Origin of the sequence: Kineococcus gurbantunggutensis, assembly GCF_050871925.1 — a bacterium.
Taxonomy (GTDB): Bacteria; Actinomycetota; Actinomycetes; order Actinomycetales; family Kineococcaceae; genus Kineococcus.
This window is the reverse complement of sequence record NZ_JBJLSG010000043.1, coordinates 1-17,616: the sequence shown is the minus strand read 5'-3', so window position 1 is coordinate 17,616 and position 17,616 is coordinate 1. Positions and strand designations below refer to the sequence as shown.

Genomic DNA, 17,616 nt, shown 5'->3' with positions numbered 1-17,616 from the left:
TGGCCGGGTGAGCGCACCGCACCGGGCACCGCTGCTGGCCGCGGCGGCGGTCCTGGCCGCCGGCGGCGCCCTGGCCGCGCAGCCCGCCGGCACCACGGGCGGGGAGCCCGTCCTGCCGGCCCGGCTGCCCGGCTACAGCCACCTGACCGGCTCCCTGGGCGACGCCCCGCCCGGGCGGGTCCTGGCCGTCTACCAGCAGGGCCTGGGCGTCGAGCTCGGCGACGTGCCGCAGGCCCTGGCCGTGGGCGCCGACGGCGCCTCCGCGCGGCGGGTGGGCACCGCGCTCGAGCGCGGCGCCGGCGACACCCAGGGCGACGCGGCGCCGATGGCGCCCTCCCCCGACGGCTCCACCGTCGCCGTGGGCGACTGGGACACCGGGACCCCGGGCAGCGCGGCCCCCGCGCCGGCGGACGTGGCGCTGGTCGACGCGGCCTCCGGGCGCACGCGCACCCTGGCGGTGCCCGAGGCGGCGGCGGTCCTGCCGCTGGCCTGGTCGCCGGACTCGCGCCGCCTGGCGCACCTGGCGCCGCACGCCCCCGCCGGCCCCTTCGAGCGCCTCGCCGCGCCCGGCGGCCGGCTGCACGTGCTCGACACCGGCACCGGCCGCTCCACCGCCGTGCCCGGCGCCGACGACGTCGTCTCCGCCGCCTTCTCCCCCGACGGCGCCGAGCTGGCCGTGCAGCGCGCCGGCGGCGCGGTCGACGTCCTGGGCCCCGACGGCGCGCTGCGGCGCACCCTGCCCGCCCCCGGCGGCCTGCTCGTCGCCGGCGCGGCCTGGTCCCCGGACGGGCGGCTGCTGGCCGTGCAGCAGGACCGGCGGGTCGCGTTCGCGGCGGCCTCCGGCGCCACCGGCGAGGCGGTGCCGGCCCCCGTCGCCGGCGAGGCCCTGCTGGCCTGGCGCTCGGCGCGCGAGGTGCTCGTGCAGGACGTCGGCGCGAGCAGCAGCGCCACCGCCGCCGACTTCACCGTCTCGCGCGCCGACCTGGGCACCGGCGCGCTGGTCCCCTCCACCCGCGTGCCCACCGCCCGCGGCAACTACGCCGTGATCGGCCTGCGGCTGGCCACCGGCCTGGCCGCGCGCGCCGAGCACGTCGCGGCCGTCCCGCCGGCCGACCGCGGGCGGGCGCCGCTGCCGCTGCGCGCCGGCGCGGTCCTGGCCGCCGCGGGGGCCGCGGCGCTGGCGGCCCACCGCCTGGCGCGCCGGCGCGGGCCCCGCCCGCCGGCCCCCCGCCCCTCCGGCCCGGCGCGCTGGTCGCCCGCCCCGGGGGCCGCCGCGCGCTGACCCCCGGCTCGGCGCTGCGGCGCTGCGGCGCTGCGACGGGCGCCGGGCACCGCGAGGCGGTAGGCAGGGGGCGTGCACGAACCGGACGTGAAGGTGCGCCTGCCGCGCGGGCGGCCGGTCTCCCCGCTGCGGGCCATCGCGCTGCGCCTGGGCATCGCGCTGGCGCTGGTGGTGCTGGCCTGGGGCATGGTGGTGCTGGAGAGCGGCGACTACACCGACAACGCCGACGGCGAGGTCTCCGTCCTCGACGCGCTCTACTACACGACCGTCACCCTCACCACGACCGGTTACGGCGACATCGTCCCGGTCAGCGAGCGCGCCCGGCTGCTGAACACCCTCGTCGTGACCCCCATGCGGGTCCTCTTCGTCATCGTGCTGGTGGGCACCACGATCCAGGCGCTCACCGAGCGCTCCCGCACCGAGATCCGCCTCGCCCGCTGGAGGGCCCGCATGCACGAGCACGTCGTCGTCCTGGGCTACGGCACGAAGGGCCGCAGCGCGGTGCGCCAGCTGCGCCTGCACGGGCACGAGGCCGCGCACCTGGTGATCGTCGACAGCGACCCGCGGGCCACCGCGGACGCCGCGCAGGACGGGTACCTCTCCGTCACCGGCGACGCGACGCGCTCGGCGACCTTCCGGGCGGCGATGGTCGAGCGCGCCGCCCGCGTCGTGGTGGCCCTGGACCGCGACGACACCGCGATCCTGGCCACCCTGGCGGTGCGCCGCATGAACCCCGCGGTCACCGTGGTGGCCGCGGCGCGCGAGGCCGAGCACGCCGAGCTGCTGCGCCAGAGCGGCGCCAGCTCCGTGGTGGTCTCCTCCGAGACGGCCGGGCGGCTGCTGGGCATGGCCACCGACAGCCCCGCGGCCGTGGACGTCGTGGAGGACCTCGTCTCCTTCGGCACCGGGCTGGACCTCGCCGAGCGGCCCGTGGCGGGCGCGGAGGTCGGCCGCTCGCCGGAGTCGTTCGACGTGCCGGTGCTCGCCGTGGTGCGCGCCGGCCGCCCCCACCGCTACAACGACCCGGAGGTGGCGACCCTGCGGGAGGGGGACCTGCTGCTGTACGTCGTCACCGGCGCGCCGCCGCTCTGAGCGGGTCACCGGCGCGCCGCACGGGGCGGGCCTCAGCGCAGGGCGCGCACCCCGCTGAGGAACTCGGTGAGCACGGCCGGCTGCACGTGCACCGTCACGCGCTGCTGCAGGCCGTCGACGTCCCACGCCAGGGCGACGTCGGGCACGTGCACGCCGTAGAGCATCAGGTCCAGGGCGACGACCTCGGCGAGGAAGTCGCCGGGCTCGATGTCGAGGGCTTCGCGGCGGCGGGCCTCGTCGAGCGAGGCCCACCACTGCTCGAGGGCTGCGGTCTGGGTCACGTGCTGCTCATCGCAGCCGCACCGCGGCGTGAAACGGGGTGTCCCCCGGGTGGAGCAGCGCACCGCCCCGCGCCCCCCGGGTGCGGCGGCGCCCGCGGAGGGGTAGGCAGGGGGTCGTGGACGCCCGGGACCTGCTGCTCGACGGCTACGGCCGCATCCGCCCCGCCCTGCACGCCGTGCTGGAGCAGTGCGACGACGGGGCGCTGACCGCGCGCCTGGACCCGGGCGCGAACACCGTCGCCTGGCTGCTGTGGCACCTGGCGCGCGTGCAGGACGACCACGTCAGCGAGGTCGCCGGCGTCGAGCAGGCCTGGACGCGCGCGGGCTGGGCGCGCCGCTTCGCCCTGCCCCTGGACGACGCGGAGACCGGCTACGGCTTCACCGCCGAGCAGGTCGGGCTGGTGCGCGCCGGCGCGGACCTGCTCGGCGGCTACTACGACGCCGTGCACGAGGACACCGAGCGCTACCTGCGCACCCTGGGCGGCGCCGACCTGGACCGCGTCGTCGACGAGCGCTGGGACCCGCCGGTGACCCTGGGCGTGCGGCTGGTCAGCGTCCTGGACGACGACCTCGAGCACGTCGGGCAGGCCGCCCTGCTCGCCGGGCTGCTGCAGCGGTGCTGAACCGCGCCCGGCCGGGCTCGGGCGGGCGACCGGGCTGCTCGCGCCCGGGCGGGCGGGCCTAGGCTCTCCGGGTCCGGAACGAGGCACGCGCGTCAGGAGAGACCGCCGAGTGAGCAAGGCCACCGAGCACCCCGCCGGGCCCGGGACGAGCGAGGCCGACGAGCGCGCCGCCGAGGAGGTCGCGCACGAGGACGCCCGCGTGGGGGTGCTGTACGCACGGCTGGACCGGCTGCGCGAGCAGACCGCGCAGCAGCTGGCCGACGTCCGCCGCACCCGCGCCACCGGCACCCACCAGAACCGCTTCGAGCGCGACGCGTTCGCCACCCTCTACGAGGACCGCCTCTCGCAGCTGTGGTCGGTGGAGAACCGGCTGTGCTTCGGGCGCCTGGACCTGCGCGAGGGCACCGAGGACCCGCGCCGCTACGTCGGGCGCCTGGGCCTGGCCGACGAGCGCGGCGAGCAGCTGCTGGTCGACTGGCGCGCCCCGGCCGCCCAGGACTTCTACCAGGCCACCGCCGCCGCGCCCCGCGACGTGGTGCGCCGGCGCCACCTGCTCACCCGCGGCCGGCACGTCACCGCCGTCGACGACGAGGTGCTCGTGGCCGCCGACGGCGAGCGCACCACCGGCGACGCCGCGCTGCTCGCGGCCGTCACCGCCCCGCGCACCGGGCGCATGACCGACATCGTCGCCACCATCCAGGCCGAGCAGGACCGGGTGATCCGCGCCTCCGAGCGCGGCGTGCTCGTCGTGCAGGGCGGCCCCGGCACCGGCAAGACCGCCGTGGCGCTGCACCGCACCGCCTACCTGCTCTACACCCACCGCGACCGCCTGGCCCGCAGCGGCGTGCTGCTGCTGGGGCCCAGCCCGGTGTTCCTGCGCTACGTGGAGCAGGTGCTGCCCGCGCTGGGCGAGACCGGCGTGGTGACGATGACGCTGGCGGAGCTGTTCCCCGGCGTCGTCGCCCGCGGCGCCGACGGCCCGCGCGCGGCGCGCGTGAAGGGCTCGGCGGTCATGGTCGACGTGCTCGAGGCCGCCGTCGCCGCCCGCCAGCGGGTGCCCGACGCGCCGGTGCGCCTGGACCTGGACGGCACCCCGGTGCTGCTGCGCCCCGAGGCCGTGGCCTCCGCGCGCACCCGGGCCCGGCGCAGCCGCAAGCCGCACAACGCCGCCCGCGTGCTGTTCGTGCGCGAGGTGCTCAACGCCCTCGTGCAGCAGCTGGCCCGCGGGCGCGGGGTGGACCTGGCCGAGGAGCGCGACGACCTGCTCACCGAGCTGCGCGAGTCGGTGGACGTGCGCCGCGAGGTCAACCTGTGCTGGATGCCGCTGACGCCGCAGAAGGTGCTCGGGGCGCTGTACCGCAACCCCGAGCTGCTGCGTCGCGCGGCGCCGCAGCTCTCCCGCGCCGACCGCGAGGCCCTGCACCGCGACCGGCCCGAGGCGTGGAGCGAGGCGGACGTGCCGCTGCTGGACGAGCTGGCCGAGCTGCTCGGGCCGCTGGAGGAGCGCGGCTCCTCCGAGGCCGTGCGCAGCGCCGACCGCGAGGAGCAGCTCGCCTACGCCCGCAAGGTGCTGGAGGACTTCGAGGCCTCCGGCGTGGGCAACCCGCTGGTGACCCCGGAGCTGCTGGCCGACCGGTTCGCCGTCGACGGCCCCAGCGGCACGGTGGCCGAGCGCGCCGCCGCCGACCGCACGTGGGCCTACGGGCACGTCGTCGTCGACGAGGCGCAGGAGCTCTCGCCGATGGCGTGGCGGCTGGTGGAGCGGCGCTGCCCGGCGCGCTCGATGACCCTCGTGGGCGACGTGGCGCAGACCTCCAACCCCGCCGGCGCGCGCAGCTGGGCGGAGGCCCTCAAGCCCGTGGTCGACGACCGCTGGCGCCTGGAGGAGCTCACCGTCAACTACCGCACCCCCGCCAGGATCGCCCGCGTGGCCGCCGACGTGCTGCGCGCCGCCGGCATCGAGGCCCGGCCGCCGACGCCGGTGCGCGAGGGCGAGCACGAGCCCTCCGCGGTGCGCCTGGCCGGCCCCGGCGACGCCGCGGGCGTGGTGGCCGCCGTGCGCGGGGTCGTGGACGGCCTCGACGAGGGGCGCGTGGCGGTGATCACCGCGCACGAGCAGGGCCCGCTGGGCTCGGACGCGCTGCGCGCGGCGGTCGCCGCCGACCTGCCGCCGGGGTCGGTGGCCGCCTCCCCCGACGACCTGGACGCCGAGGTGAGCGTGCTGGACGTGCACCGCGCCAAGGGCCTGGAGTTCGACGTCGTGGTGCTCGTCGAGCCCGCGGAGGTGCTGCGCCGCCCGCGCGGCGCGAACGACCTGTACGTGGCGCTGACCCGCGCCACGCAGCGGCTGCTGGTCCTGCACGCCGGGGACCTGCCGGCCTCGATGGGCGCGGTGGTGCCGGCCCCGCGGGGCTGAGCGCGGGGGCCCGCGCGGGAACCCCCCGGGGGCTCCCGAGGGGACTCCCGCGGGGGCTCCCGCGGTGTCGGTGCCCCGTGCTTGTCTGGGCGGCGTGACGATCCCCGCCCCCGCCTCCCCCGACCGCGCGGCCGGCACCACCGTCGCGCCCGGCCCCGCCGCGGACCTCGAGCCGCGGCTGGCCGCCCACCGCCGCGAGCTGACCGGCTACTGCTACCGGATGCTCGGCTCCGCCTTCGACGCCGAGGACGCCGTGCAGGAGACGATGCTGCGGGCGTGGCGGGGCGCCGCCGGCTTCGAGGGCCGCTCCTCGCTGCGCTCGTGGCTGTACCGCATCGCCACCAACGTGTGCCTGACGACGATCGAGACGCGCGGGCGCCGCGCGCGCCCGGTGGACCTGTCCGCCGCCGCGTGGGAGCCGGTGGAGGCCTCGCTGGCCGCCCGGCGGCCGGAGGACGCCTGGCTGGAGCCGGTGGTCGACGCCCGCGTGCTGCCCGAGGGCGGCGACCCCGCCGACGTCGCCGTGGCGCGCGAGTCGATCCGGCTGGCGTTCGTCGCGGCCCTGCAGCACCTGCCGCCGCGCCAGCGGGCCGTGCTCATCCTGCGCGACGTGCTGCGCTGGCGCGCCGAGGAGGTCGCCGGGCTGCTGGGGACGACCACGGTCTCGGTCAACAGCGCCCTGCAGCGCGCCCGCGCCACGCTCTCCGCGCGGCCCGACGCCGACCTCGACACGGCCACCGGCGCGCGCGGCGACGGCCTGGACGACGAGCACCGCGACCTGCTGGAGCGCTACGTGCACGCCTTCGAGTCCTACGACATGGACGCCTTCGTCGCCCTGCTCGCCGAGGACGTCACCCAGAACATGCCGCCGTTCGAGATGTGGCTGTCCGGGCCGGGCGACGTGGTGCGCTGGATGCTCGGCCCCGGCCGCGGCTGCCGCGGCTCCCGGCTGGTGCCGGTCGCCCTCAACGGCGTGACCGCCTTCGCGCAGTACAAGCCCGGCGGACCCGGCGGGGCGCTGGCGCCCTTCGCGCTGCAGGTCCCGGAGCTGCGCGGCGGGCGCATCGCCCGCCTGACCTCGTTCCTGGACACCCGCCTGTTCGCGCACTTCGGCCTGCCGCCGGCGCTGCCCGCGCGCTGAGGCGGGGCGCGGTGCCCGCGCCTAGACTCCCCCGATGCCCCCGGCCCCCCGCAGCAGCCCGCGCACCCTCGCGGAGGACCTGCGCGCGCGCGACGACGCCGAGCTGCAGGCGCTGTTCACCGCCCGGCCGGACCTGGCCACCCCGCTGCCCACGACCACGACGGCGCTGGCCACGCGCGCCACCACGCGCGCCAGTGTGCAGCGGGCGCTGGACGGCCTGGACGCCCCCGCCCTGCAGGTCGCCGAGGTCCTGGCCGTGCTGCCCGACCCCACCAGCGCCAGCGCCGCCTCCAGGGCGTGGGGGGCGCGCGCGAACGACGTGCTGGCCGGGCTGCGGGTGCGGGCGCTGCTGTGGGGGCCGGACCGCCGCCTGCACCTGGTGCACGCCGCGCGCGACCTGCTCGGCCCGCACCCGGCCGGGCTGGGCCCGCCGCTGGCCGAGGCGCTGGGTCGGCGCTCCCCGCAGCGCCTGGCCGACCTGCTGGAGGACCTGGGGCTGCCGGTCAGCCACGACCCGGAGGTGGCGCTGCCGCGCCTGGCCGCGCACCTGGGCGAGCCCGCCACGGTCGAGGCGCTGCTGGCCGGCGCCCCCGAGGGCGTGCGCGCGCTGCTGGAGCGCCTGACGTGGGGCCCGCCCACCGGGTCGGTGGAGCGCGCCGACCGGCAGGTGCGCGCCGCCGGCGCCACCGGGCCGGTGGACTGGCTGCTCGCGCACGGGCTGCTGGCGGTGTCCGGGCCCGGCACGGTCGTGCTGCCCCGCGAGGTCGGCCTGGCGCTGCGCGGCGGGCGGGTGCACCGCTCCCCCGAGCGCCTGCCGCCGGTGCCGCGGGTGCAGCGCCGCCGCCCCGAGCAGGTGGCCGCCGCGTCGGCGGAGGCGGCGGCCGAGGCGTGCCGGCTGGTGGAGGAGCTGGGGCTGCTGTGGGGCGCGGCGCCCCCGCCGGTGCTGCGCGCCGGCGGGCTGGGCGTGCGCGAGCTGCGGCGCACCGCGGGCGCGCTGGAGGTCGACGACGCCACCGCCGCCCTGGTCGTGGAGGTCGCCCACCTGGCCGGCCTGGTCGCCGACGACGCCGAGGTGGAGCCGCGCTGGCTGCCCACCCCGGCCTTCGACGCCTGGCGCGAGGAGGGCGTGCCGTCCCGCTGGACGGCCCTGGCCCGCCCGTGGCTGGGCTCCACGCGCGTGCCGGCGATGGTGGGCAGCCGCGACGCCAAGGACGCCCCCCGCAACGCGCTGGGCCCGGACCTGGACCGCGGCGCGGCGCTGGCGGTGCGCCGCTCGGTGCTGGCGCAGCTCGCCGCGGCCGGGGAGGGCGGCGCCGTGGGCGCCGAGGACCTGGCGGCCCGGCTGCGCTGGGACGCCCCGCGCCGCGCCGGGCGGCTGCGCGAGGACCTCGTGGGCTGGACGCTGCGCGACGCCGGCTGGCTGGGGGTGCTGGGCGCCGGGGCGCTGGCCCCCGCCGGGCGCGCCCTCCTGGAGGACGACGACGACACCGCGGCGGCGGCCCTGGCCGCGGCGCTGCCCGCGCCGGTCACCGAGGTGCTGCTGCAGGCGGACCTGACGGCGGTGGCGCCCGGCCCGCTGGAGTCGCACCTGGCGCAGCGGCTGGCGTCCCTGGCGCGGGTGGAGAGCCGCGGCGGGGCGACGGTCTACCGCTTCGACCCCACCACGGTGCGCCGCGGGCTGGACGAGGGCTCGACCGCCGACGACGCGCTGCGCTTCCTGGCGGAGGTGTCCTCCACGGGGGTGCCGCAGCCGCTGGAGTACCTCGTGCGCGACGTCGCCCGCCGGCACGGGCGGGTGCGGGTGGGCCGCGCGGGCAGCTACGTGCGCGCCGAGGACCCCGCCCTGCTCGCCGAGCTGCTCTCGGACCGCCGCTGCGCGCGGCTGGGGCTGCGCCCGCTGGCGCCCACGGTGCTGGCCGCGGCCGCCGACCCCGAGGAGGTGCTGGCCGCGCTGCGCGCGGCGGGGGTGGCCCCGGCCGCCGAGGGCCCCGACGGGGAGCTGGTGCTGCGCCGCGCCGCGGTGCTGCGCAGCGGGCCGCGCCAGCCGCCGCGACCGGTGACCGGTGAGCCGCCGCCGCCCTCGCCGGCGCTGCTGTCGGCGGCGGTGCGCTCGGTGCGCGCCGGCGACGAGGACGCCGAGGAGGGCGAGCGCCGCCGCTCCGAGCACGCCGACGCCCCCCGGCTGGCGCACCTGGACCCGGTGACGTCGCTGGTGATGCTGCGGGAGGCGGCCGCCGCCGGCCGGCCGGTGTGGATCGGGTACGCCGACGCCGACGGCACCCCCCGGCGCCACCTGGTGGAGCCGATCGGCGTGGAGGGCGGGCGCGTCACCGCCTTCGACCACGGCGAGCGCGCGGTGCGCACCTTCTCCGTGCAGCGGGTCACCGGCGTGGCCCCGCAGGGGGCGTGAGCGGCGCGGGGGTCGGCTAGCGTCGTCGGCGGACCCCCGCGCGCGCGGCGCGGGACGTCGGAGCCGGAGGGAGCACGGGCGATGAGCGAGTCGGAGCGGGGCGAGGAGCGGCGCTCCTGGTGGGAGAAGCCGGACCCCGACCAGCCCGGCTCGCACGCGGCGACCCCGCCGGCCGACGCGGACGACCCGTACCGCGCGGACGACCCGTACCGCGCGCAGGACCCCCACCGCTCCGAGGACCCGTACCGGTCGCAGGACCCCCACCGCTCCGAGGACCCGTACCGGTCGCAGGACCCGTACGCCTCCCCGGACCCGCACGGCGCGCAGACGCGCGCGGTGCCGCAGCAGGACGCGCCGGCCTCGCCGTGGTCGACGCCGGGCACGCCGGAGGAGTACCCGCCGCTGGCCGGGCGGGGCGGCCGCGAGCGGGACCGGCGCGAGGCGCCGGCGCAGCCGGACCCGTACGGGGCGCCGGACGCCCGCGGCGGGGCCGTCCACGGGCAGGACGGGTACGCCCAGGGCGGGTACGGGCAGGGCGGGTACGGGCAGGGCGGGTACGGGCAGGGCGGGTACGGGCAGGGCGGGTACGGGCAGAGCGAGTACGGGCAGGGCGGGTACGGCCAGCAGCCGTACGGCGCGCAGCAGTACGGGCAGCCGTACAACCAGACGTTCGGCGCGGCGCCCGACCCCTACGGGCAGGCGCCGGTGACCGGGACGGCGCAGGCGGTGCTGTGGACGGCGGTCGGCGGCCTGGTGCTGCTCTTCAGCGGCCTGGGGTGGATCGCCGCGATCGTGTCGCTGGTGCTCACGCCGGGGGCGCGGCGGGAGATCGTGGCCTCGCAGGGCGCCCGGCGCGGCCTGGGGCACCTGCTCGCCGGCAAGATCATCTCGTGGGTGACGATCGGCCTGACGCTGCTGTCGGTGGTGTCGGTCGTGGCGTTCGTGCTGTGGCTGCGGGCCCAGGACCCCGGCGCGTTCGACCCCTACGGCACCGGCCCGGGTGGCCAGAGCGTGTGAGCCCGGCCGGTGTGAGCCCGGTCACGGTGCTCCTGCCGCCGCGCGCCGCGGAAGCACCCGGCGCGCGGCGGGGTTGAACCACCCGTGACCGACGGCCCCCTCATCGTCCAGAGCGACAAGACGCTGCTCCTCGAGGTCGACCACCCGCGCTCGGGGGAGGCCCGCGCGGCGATCGCCCCGTTCGCGGAGCTGGAGCGCGCCCCCGAGCACGTGCACACCTACCGGCTGACGCCGCTGGGCCTGTGGAACGCGCGCGCGGCCGGGCACGACGCCGAGCAGGTCGTCGACACGCTGCTGGAGTTCTCCCGCTACTCGGTGCCGCACTCGCTGCTGGTGGACGTCGCCGAGACGATGGCGCGCTACGGGCGCCTGCAGCTGGTCAAGGACCCCGAGCACGGCCTGGTGCTGCACGCCCTGGACGTGCCCGTGCTGGAGGAGGTCCTGCGCTCCAAGCGCTCCGCCCCGCTGCTGGGGGCGCGCGTCGCGCCGGACACGGTGCTGGTGCACCCCAGCGAGCGCGGCAACCTCAAGCAGGTGCTGCTCAAGCTGGGCTGGCCGGCGGAGGACCTGGCCGGGTACGTGGACGGCGAGGCGCACCCCATCGACCTGGCCCAGGACGGCTGGTCGCTGCGCCCGTACCAGGCCGAGGCCGTGGAGGGCTTCTGGCACGGCGGCTCCGGCGTGGTGGTGCTGCCGTGCGGGGCGGGCAAGACGGTCGTGGGCGCCGGGGCGATGGCCCGGGCGCGCGCCACGACGCTGATCCTGGTGACCAACACCGTCTCGGCGCGGCAGTGGCGCGACGAGCTCATCAAGCGCACCTCGCTGACCGAGGACGAGATCGGCGAGTACTCCGGGGCGCGCAAGGAGATCCGCCCGGTGACGATCGCGACCTACCAGGTGGTGACCACCAAGCGGAAGGGCGTCTACCCGCACCTGGAGCTGTTCGACGCGCGCGACTGGGGCCTGATCGTCTACGACGAGGTGCACCTGCTGCCGGCGCCGATCTTCCGGATGACCGCGGACCTGCAGGCGCGCCGCCGGCTGGGCCTGACGGCGACGCTGGTGCGCGAGGACGGCCGCGAGGGCGACGTGTTCTCCCTCATCGGCCCCAAGCGCTACGACGCGCCGTGGAAGGACATCGAGGCGCAGGGGTACATCGCGCCGGCGGACTGCGTCGAGGTGCGCGTGACGCTGCCGGAGGGCGAGCGCCTGGCGTACGCGACGGCCGAGGACGACGAGCGCTACCGGCTGTGCGCGACCTCGCCGGAGAAGTCGCGGGTGGTGGAGCGGCTCGTGGCCCAGCACGCCGGCGAGCCGACGCTGGTCATCGGGCAGTACATCGACCAGCTCGACGACCTGGCCCGCCGCCTGGACGCGCCGGTCATCAAGGGCGACACGACGGTCAAGGAGCGCCAGCGGCTGTTCGAGGCGTTCCGCCAGGGCGAGATCACCACGCTGGTGGTGAGCAAGGTGGCGAACTTCTCCATCGACCTGCCCGAGGCGAAGGTCGCCATCCAGGTGTCGGGCTCGTTCGGCTCGCGCCAGGAGGAGGCCCAGCGCCTGGGCCGGGTCCTGCGCCCCAAGGGCGACCACGGCTCGGCGCGCTTCTACACGGTGGTCTCGCGCGACACGAAGGACCAGGACTTCGCCGCGCACCGCCAGCGCTTCCTCGCCGAGCAGGGGTACGCCTACCGGATCGTGGACGCCGACGACATCGACGGCGGCGTCCCGGACGTCGACGGGGTGCTGCCCGGCAGCTGAGGCGGCGCGCCCGCCGGCGGCCGCCGGGACCCGGGAGGGCCCCGGCCGCCGCCCTCAGCGGGCGCTCAGGCGCGCCAGCTGCGCCTCGGTGGCGGGCACGGCCCGCCCCCGCTGGCTCATCGCCGCCACCAGCAGCTCCGCGGGCGCCGGGCGCACGTCGGCGCGCGCCTCGATCCACCCGCGCAGCCCGTCGGGGCGGTTGGTGATCACGCCGTCCACGCCGGCGTCGGTCAGCGCGCGCCACAGCACCGGCTCGTCGACGGTCCACGGCCACACGGCCAGGCCCGCGGCCTGCAGCTCGGCCACGGCCGCCGGGCGCGCCACCAGCGAGGCCACCCCGGGGTTGCAGGCGATCACGCCGAGGTCGCGGCGCAGGGCGCGGCCCTGCGCGAGGGCGTCCAGGGCCGGCGCCTCCAGCAGCGCCGCGCGGCGCACCTCGGGGGCGACCTCCTGCACGCGCGCCAGCGTGCTCGCCTCGAAGCTCTGCAGCACCACCTGCTCGACGGCGCCGGCGCGGCGCACCTCGGCCACCGCCGCGGCGACCTGGTCGTGCTGCCAGCGCCCCTTGAGCTCCAGCAGGAGCTGGGCGCCGGGGTGCTCGCCGAGCAGGTCCAGCAGGTCCGCCAGCAGCGGCACGCGCTGGCCGGAGTACGCCGGGGAGAACCACGACCCCGCGTCCAGGCGGGTCAGCTCCTCGGCGCCCAGGTCGGCGACCAGGCCGCGGCCGGCGGTGGTGGCGTCCACCGCCTCGTCGTGGATGAGGACGGCGGAGCCGTCGGCGGCGGGGTGCACGTCGGTCTCGACCATGTCGGCGCCGCAGCGCAGAGCGGCCTCGAACGCGGCGAGGGTGTTCTCGGGCGCCACCGAGGAGTAACCCCGGTGCGCGATGACGAGGGGCGGTGCGAGCGGGTGTGCGCTGACCACGCCACCACGTTCGCCCGCGGACGCGTCCGGCGGGTGGCCCCCGGGCGGACGCCGCGTGACGAGTGTTCGACCGCTGTTGTCCACCACCGGGTTCTCCGCCCCTGCTCGCCGGTCGCCGGGCCTCGCCCCGGCGCGTGCTCGGGGACTGCTTCGGCACGCCGGCGGCTCCCCTGGAGCCCCCTCCCGCGTCACCCGGGCCCACCGGCGCGCCCGCCGGTGCCCCCGGGCGCGCCGCCGCGGTCGCCCCGGCGGGGTCCGCGGCGCGCCCGGGGGCCGGCTCCCCGCTCGCGCCGGGGCGGGGGCCGAGCGCGTCAGGCCGCGTCGAGCCCCCGGCGGCGCAGCAGCGGCTCGATCCGCGCGTCGCGGCCGCGGAACTCGCGGTAGGCCTGCATCGGGTCCACGCTGCCGCCGCGCGAGAGCAGGGTCCGGCGGAACCGGTCGCCGTTCTCGCGGCGCAGCCCGCCGTTCTCGTGGAACCACTCGACGGTGTCGGCGTCGAGCACCTCGCTCCACACGTACGAGTAGTACCCGGCGGAGTAGCCGCCGCCGAAGACGTGGTGGAAGTAGGTGCTGCGGTAGCGCGGCGGGACGGCCTCCAGGGCCACGCCGGCCTCCCGCAGCGCCTGCTCCTCGAAGCGCTCGACGTCCTCGGGGGCGGCGCCGTCGAGGGCGCCGGCGGGCAGGCGGTGCCAGGCCATGTCGAGCAGGGCGGCGGCGAGGTACTCCAGGGTGGCGGCGCCCTGGCCGTGGGCGCGGGCGGCGCGCAGGCCCTCGACGGCGCCGGCGGGCAGGGCCTCGCCGGTGACGTGGTGGCGGGCGTAGCGGGCCAGGACGTCGGGCTCGAAGCCCCAGAACTCGTTGACCTGGGAGGGGAACTCGACGAAGTCGCGGGGCACGCTGGTGCCGGAGAAGCGGGGGTAGCGCACGTCGGAGAGCAGCCCGTGCAGGGTGTGGCCGAACTCGTGGAAGAGGGTCTCGACCTCGTCGACGGTCAGCAGGGTGGGCTCGCCGGGGGCGGGCCGGGCGACGTTGAGGCAGTTGACGACGACGGGGGCGGTGCCCAGGAGGCGGGACTGGTCGCTGAAGGAGCTCATCCAGGCCCCGCCGCGCTTGGTCTCGCGCGCGTAGGGGTCGAAGAGGTAGAGCCCGGCGATCCCGTCGGGCCCGGCGACCTCGAAGACCCGCACGCCCGGGGAGTAGGCGGGCAGGTCGGTGCGCTCGGTGAAGCCGAGCCCGTACAGCGCGGAGGCGGTGGCGAAGACGCCCTCGACCAGGACGCGCTCGAGCTCGAACCAGGGGCGCAGGGCGTCGACGTCCAGGGCGAGGCGCTCGCGGCGCAGGCGGGCGGAGCAGTGGGCCCAGTCCCAGGCGCGCAGGGGCGCCTGCTCGCCGTCGGCGAGCAGGACCGCGGTGAGCTCCTCCTGCTCGGCGCGGGCGTTGGCCAGGGCGGCGGGGGCCAGGCGGCGCAGCATGCCCACGGCGGCCTCGACGTCGCCGGCGGTCTCGTCGGCCACCACCCAGGAGGCGTGGTCGGCGAAGCCGAGCAGCCGGGCGCGCTCGGCGCGCAGGGCGGCGATGCGCTGCAGCAGCGCGCGGGTGTCGTGCTCGCCGCCGCGGCCGCCGCGGGAGACGGAGGCGCGGTGCACGCGCTCGCGCGAGGCGCGCCGGCGCAGGACCTCCAGGACGGGCTGGCCGGTGGGCAGCACGAGGGCGAGGAGGTAGCCGTCCTCGCCGCGGGCGCGCGCGGCCTGCTCGGCGCGGGCGAGGTCGGCGGGCGGCAGGCCCTCCAGCTCGGCGGCGTCGGTGAAGAGGACGGCGAGGTCGTTGGTGTCGGCGAGCAGCTCCACGTCGAAGCGGGTGGTCAGGGAGCTGAGCTCGGCGTTGAGCTCGCGCAGCCGGGCGGCGCCGGCCTCGTCGAGCAGGGCGCCGGAGCGGGCGGCGTCGTCGTGCAGCTTGCCGAGCAGGCGGCGCGCCTCGTCGTCCAGGTCGGCCGGGGGGTCCTCGTGCAGCTCGCGCACGCGCTGCACGACGCGCGGGTCGAGGCGGACCGCGTCGTGGTGGGCGGCCAGGCGGGGGGCGAACTCGGCCTGCACGGCGCGCAGGGCGTCGTCGGCGTCGGTGCCCGCCAGGTTCCAGAAGACGGCCTCGGCGCGGGCCAGGAGCCGGCCGGAGGACTCCAGGGCGTCGAGGAACGCGGCGGCGGGCAGGTCCGCGGCGAGCAGGGCGTCGAGCTCGGCGAGGTGGGCGGCGGTGCCGGCCTCGAAGGCGGGCGCGAAGTGCTCGGTGCGGACGCGGTCGAACGGCGGCAGCCCGAACGGCAGGTCGCTGGGGGCGGCGAAGGGGTTGTCCTCGGGCAGGTCGGCGGGTCGCTCGTCCGGAGCAGTGGGCGTCATGCGGTGATCCTGCCGCAACCCCCGGTACAGCACCGACGAAGGTGAGGCTATCCGTGCTCGCGAGCGGACATCGACCGTTCACCCGGGCGACACCCGCTGGTGGCCCCAGGTGCGGCACAGCCTCCATACCGTCCGTCGCGCACGACCGCCACCCGGCCGGTCGACGGCCGGGCGTCCGACCCCGGCCCCTGCGACGCCCCCGCCCGAGGAGAACCCCCGTGACGACGGACGCCTGCCGCCCGACGCTGCAGCTGCTGCCCTACGCCCCCGCCGGCCGGCGCAGCCCCATGACCTGCCACTACCGCTGCGCCTCCGCGTGCGCCCAGCCGGTGCCCAACGGCACCGACAACGCCTACTTCGGCGACCTGGTGCGCGCGGCGGTCTCCCGCCGCGGCGTCCTCGCCGGCCTGGTCGGCCTCGGCGTGGCCGGCGCCGCGGTGGCGCAGGCGCAGCCGGCCAGCGCGTTCGGCGGCGGTGACCGCAGGCTGCTGGCGGCCCCGTTCGACCCGGGCCACCAGATCGAGTTCTCCCCCATCGCCCCGGTGCCGGGCGAGGCCGACTCCTTCGACGTGCCCGACGGCTTCACCTGGAGCGCCGTGATCTCCTGGGGCGACCCGATCCTGCCGGGCGCGCCGGACTTCGACATCGACGCGCAGACCCCCGAGGCGCAGGCCGGGCAGTTCGGCTACAACAACGACTACACCGACGTGCTGCCCCTGGGCGACGACCCCGACCGCGCGGTCCTGGTGTGCAACAACGAGTACACCAACGAGGAGATCATGTTCCGCGGCTACGCGGAGCAGGACGGCCCGACCGACGAGCAGCTGCGCATCGCGATGGCCGCGCACGGCATGTCGATCGTGGAGCTGCGCCGCGCCTCGGCGTCCTCGCCGTGGGCGTACGTGCGCGGCAGCGAGTTCAACCGCCGCATCACCGCGCAGACCCCGATGGAGTTCACCGGCCCGGCGGCCGGCTCGCGCCTGCTGCGCACCAGCGCCGACAAGAAGGGCCGCACCCCGGTCGGCACCTTCAACAACTGCGCCGGCGGCACCACGCCGTGGGGCACGGTGCTGTCGGGCGAGGAGAACGTCAACGGCTACTTCCGCGCCCCGGCCACGGCGACCGACGCGGCCTACAAGCGCTACGGCATCGCCGGCGAGGGCCGCGGCTGGGACCGCGTCGACCCGCGCTTCGACACCGCCCGCGAGCCCAACGAGCCCAACCGCCACGGCTGGATCGTCGAGGTCGACCCGTACGACCCGGAGTCCACCCCGCGCAAGCACACCGCGCTGGGCCGCCTGAAGCACGAGGGCGCCACCATCTCGCTGGCCGCCGACGGCCGCGCCGTGGCGTACATGGGCGACGACGAGCGCTTCGACTACGTCTACAAGTTCGTCTCCAAGCGCAAGTACCGCGAGGGCGACCGCAAGCACAACATGCGGCTGCTGGAGGAGGGCGACCTGTACGTCGCCCGCTTCACCGGCGACGGCACCGCGGACGGCCGCTACGACGGCACCGGCCAGTGGGTCCCGCTGGTCACCGGCGGCGTCTCGCGCGTGCCCGGCTTCTCCGTGGAGCGCGTCCTCGTGCACACCCGCCTGGCCGCCGACGCGGTGGGCGCCACGAAGATGGACCGCCCCGAGGACGTGCAGCGCAACCCGGTCAACGGCCGCGTCTACGTCGCCTGCACCAACAACACCAACCGCGGCACCGAGGGCCGCGCCGGCGTCGACGAGGCGAACCCGCGCGCGAAGAACAAGGACGGGCACGTCGTCGAGATCACCGAGGACCGCGACGACGCCGCGGCGACGCGGTTCCGCTGGAACCTCGTCCTGGTCTGCGGCGACCCGGCCGACGAGAGCACGTACTTCGGCGACGTGGACCGCTCGCTGGTCTCGCCGATCTCCTGCCCGGACAACCTGGCGTTCGACAGCGTCGGGAACCTGTGGATCTCCACCGACGGCAACACCCTGGGCAGCAACGACGGCCTGTACGAGGTGACCGTCGACGGCCCGAACCGCGGCCTGGTGCGGCAGTTCCTCTCCGTGCCGACCGGCGCGGAGACCTGCGGCCCGGTGATCCACCCGGACGGCAGCGTGTTCGTCGCCGTGCAGCACCCCGGCGAGCTCGACGGCGCCAGCGTCGACGCGCCGGTGTCGTTCTTCCCCTACGACGGCACCGGCCAGCCGCGCCCGTCGGTCGTGCAGGTGCGCCCGGTCTGACCGGCGCGGGCACCCGCCCCGGGGGCGGCCGGTGGAGCCTCGGCTCCACCGGCC

At 77.8% G+C, this 17,616-nt stretch carries 12 protein-coding genes; 9 read left to right on the top strand and 3 right to left on the bottom strand.

Going from position 1 to position 17,616, the window contains the following annotated elements; all coding sequences use genetic code 11:
- Window positions 1-7: 7 nt before the first annotated feature.
- Both ACRYR7_RS10495 and ACRYR7_RS10490 read left to right on the top strand, forming a co-directional pair.
- Window positions 8-1,282 (top strand): WD40 repeat domain-containing protein, encoded by a 1,275-nt coding sequence (locus ACRYR7_RS10495; protein ID WP_432572034.1) that lies wholly within the window; start codon window positions 8-10, stop codon window positions 1,280-1,282.
- A 72-nt stretch (window positions 1,283-1,354) separates the two neighbouring features.
- Entirely contained in the window at window positions 1,355-2,374 is a 1,020-nt protein-coding gene (locus ACRYR7_RS10490) for a potassium channel family protein (protein WP_432572033.1), read from the top strand.
- Window positions 2,375-2,406: 32 nt separating this feature from the next.
- Here ACRYR7_RS10490 and ACRYR7_RS10485 read toward each other — a convergent pair whose 3' ends face one another.
- A complete protein-coding gene (locus tag ACRYR7_RS10485) occupies window positions 2,407-2,655 on the bottom strand; it encodes a hypothetical protein (protein ID WP_432572032.1) in 249 nt (82 codons plus the stop codon).
- A 116-nt stretch (window positions 2,656-2,771) separates the two neighbouring features.
- Between ACRYR7_RS10485 and ACRYR7_RS10480 the strand changes: the two genes are divergently transcribed.
- From ACRYR7_RS10480 to ACRYR7_RS10455, 6 genes are all read left to right on the top strand, one after another.
- Window positions 2,772-3,278: a mycothiol transferase gene (locus ACRYR7_RS10480; RefSeq protein WP_432572031.1), complete on the top strand. Its 507-nt coding sequence runs from the start codon at window positions 2,772-2,774 to the stop codon at window positions 3,276-3,278.
- Between the two features lie 109 nt (window positions 3,279-3,387).
- Entirely contained in the window at window positions 3,388-5,694 is a 2,307-nt protein-coding gene (locus ACRYR7_RS10475) for a HelD family protein (RefSeq protein WP_432572030.1), read from the top strand.
- 100 nt (window positions 5,695-5,794) lie between these two features.
- Complete coding sequence (locus ACRYR7_RS10470) at window positions 5,795-6,835, top strand: sigma-70 family RNA polymerase sigma factor (protein ID WP_432572051.1); 1,041 nt, start codon at window positions 5,795-5,797, stop codon at window positions 6,833-6,835.
- A gap of 34 nt (window positions 6,836-6,869) precedes the next feature.
- The gene (locus ACRYR7_RS10465; protein ID WP_432572029.1) at window positions 6,870-9,245 is read left to right on the top strand and encodes a helicase-associated domain-containing protein; all 2,376 of its coding nucleotides are present in this window, start codon (window positions 6,870-6,872) and stop codon (window positions 9,243-9,245) included.
- An 81-nt stretch (window positions 9,246-9,326) separates the two neighbouring features.
- The gene (locus ACRYR7_RS10460) at window positions 9,327-10,262 is read left to right on the top strand and encodes a DUF4190 domain-containing protein (RefSeq protein ID WP_432572028.1); all 936 of its coding nucleotides are present in this window, start codon (window positions 9,327-9,329) and stop codon (window positions 10,260-10,262) included.
- A gap of 84 nt (window positions 10,263-10,346) precedes the next feature.
- Window positions 10,347-12,023: a DNA repair helicase XPB gene (locus ACRYR7_RS10455; RefSeq protein ID WP_432572027.1), complete on the top strand. Its 1,677-nt coding sequence runs from the start codon at window positions 10,347-10,349 to the stop codon at window positions 12,021-12,023.
- A gap of 54 nt (window positions 12,024-12,077) precedes the next feature.
- Here the strand turns inward: ACRYR7_RS10455 and ACRYR7_RS10450 are convergent, their stop codons facing one another.
- Both ACRYR7_RS10450 and ACRYR7_RS10445 read right to left on the bottom strand, forming a co-directional pair.
- A complete protein-coding gene (locus tag ACRYR7_RS10450) occupies window positions 12,078-12,947 on the bottom strand; it encodes a glycerophosphodiester phosphodiesterase (protein WP_432572026.1) in 870 nt (289 codons plus the stop codon).
- Window positions 12,948-13,258: 311 nt separating this feature from the next.
- The gene (locus ACRYR7_RS10445) at window positions 13,259-15,340 is read right to left on the bottom strand and encodes a M3 family metallopeptidase (protein WP_432572025.1); all 2,082 of its coding nucleotides are present in this window, start codon (window positions 15,338-15,340) and stop codon (window positions 13,259-13,261) included.
- A gap of 287 nt (window positions 15,341-15,627) precedes the next feature.
- Here ACRYR7_RS10445 and ACRYR7_RS10440 point away from each other — a divergent pair, with 287 nt between their 5' ends.
- Window positions 15,628-17,562: a PhoX family protein gene (locus ACRYR7_RS10440; protein ID WP_432572050.1), complete on the top strand. Its 1,935-nt coding sequence runs from the start codon at window positions 15,628-15,630 to the stop codon at window positions 17,560-17,562.
- The last annotated feature ends 54 nt before the right edge of the window (window positions 17,563-17,616 follow it).

What these genes read in the sequence shown, in the direction of transcription:
- ACRYR7_RS10465 (WP_432572029.1), top strand. Translation starts at nt 6,870, where the DNA reads ATGCCCCCGGCCCCCCGCAGCAGCCCGCGCACCCTCGCGGAGGACCTG.
- ACRYR7_RS10460 (WP_432572028.1), top strand. Translation starts at nt 9,327, where the DNA reads ATGAGCGAGTCGGAGCGGGGCGAGGAGCGGCGCTCCTGGTGGGAGAAG.
- ACRYR7_RS10445 (WP_432572025.1), bottom strand. Translation starts at nt 15,340, where the DNA reads ATGACGCCCACTGCTCCGGACGAGCGACCCGCCGACCTGCCCGAGGAC.
- ACRYR7_RS10440 (WP_432572050.1), top strand. Translation starts at nt 15,628, where the DNA reads ATGACCTGCCACTACCGCTGCGCCTCCGCGTGCGCCCAGCCGGTGCCC.